The sequence below is a fragment of the Microbacterium sp. SD291 genome, from assembly GCF_017355365.1.
GTDB lineage: Bacteria > Actinomycetota > Actinomycetes > Actinomycetales > Microbacteriaceae > Microbacterium.
Map to the genome: position 1 here is coordinate 1 of NZ_JADIJR010000075.1, position 1,081 is coordinate 1,081.

At 65.7% G+C, this 1,081-nt stretch carries 1 protein-coding gene; it reads left to right on the forward strand.

Annotation, left to right across the window (positions count from 1 at the left end; genetic code table 11):
* Positions 1–103: 103 nt before the first annotated feature.
* A complete protein-coding gene (locus IPV10_RS16825) occupies positions 104–1,069 on the forward strand; it encodes an IS481 family transposase (protein ID WP_207485820.1) in 966 nt (321 codons plus the stop codon).
* Positions 1,070–1,081 lie beyond the last annotated feature (12 nt).

Sequence of the window (1,081 nt, forward strand, 5' to 3'; positions counted from 1 at the left end):
TGTACCCGGCCAGGACGTTGGTAGCGGCGAGCCTGGTTGAACGAACGAGAACCTCCGAGTGGGATGTGGCTTGTCTAAGGCCCACTCCAACACGGAGGTTCTCGTGTCCCACGGTAATGCGCGGCTGACCGTTCACGGTCGCCGATTGATCGTCCAACGCCACCAGGCCGGTTGGCCGCAAGCTCACATCGCCGCCGCGATGGGCGTCTCCCGCAAGTGCGTGAAGACCTGGATCGACCGTCATGCCACCGAAGGCGATGCCGGGCTCGCGACGCGGTCCTCACGGCCCCACACGATGCCCACGAGGACGAGTGACGAGATCGAGCAACGGGTGCTCGCAGCGCGGGCTAAGGAGCGAAGTGGCCCTGATGTCCTCGGCGCAAAGGTCGGGGTGCCCGCACGGACGGTGTCGCGGATCCTGCGCCGCCACAACGTGCCCTACCTGCGTGAGTGCGACCCGATCACCGGCGACGTGATCCGTTCCTCGAAGCAGACCGCCGTGCGGTATGAACGCGACCAGCCGGGCGAGCTGGTGCACATGGACGTGAAGAAACTCGGCCGGATCCCCGACGGTGGCGGCTGGCGGGCACACGGCCGCGCCAGCGGATCGATCCAACGCGACCGCAACACCAAGGTCGGGTACGACTACATCCACTCCTTGATCGACGACCACTCCAGGCTGGCCTACAGCGAGGTCCTTGCCGACGAGAAGGGGCCGACATGCGCGGCGTTCCTCGAGCGCGCGATCGCCTATTTCGCCGCGCACGGCATCACCCGGATCGAGCGGTTGATGACCGACAACGCCTGGGCCTACCGCTGGTCGCTACGCGAAATCTGCGCAGCGCACCGCATCCGGCAGAAGTTCATCAAACCGCACTGCCCCTGGCAGAACGGCAAGGTCGAACGACTGAACCGAACCCTCGCCACCGAATGGGCCTACCACCGCGTCTTCACCAGCAACGCAGAACGAGCAGCCGCCCTTGCCCCCTGGATCGAGTTCTACAACAATGAACGACGCCACAGCGCACTCGGAGGCCGCCCACCGATCAGCCGCCTGCTACCAACCTGATGGCCGGGTACA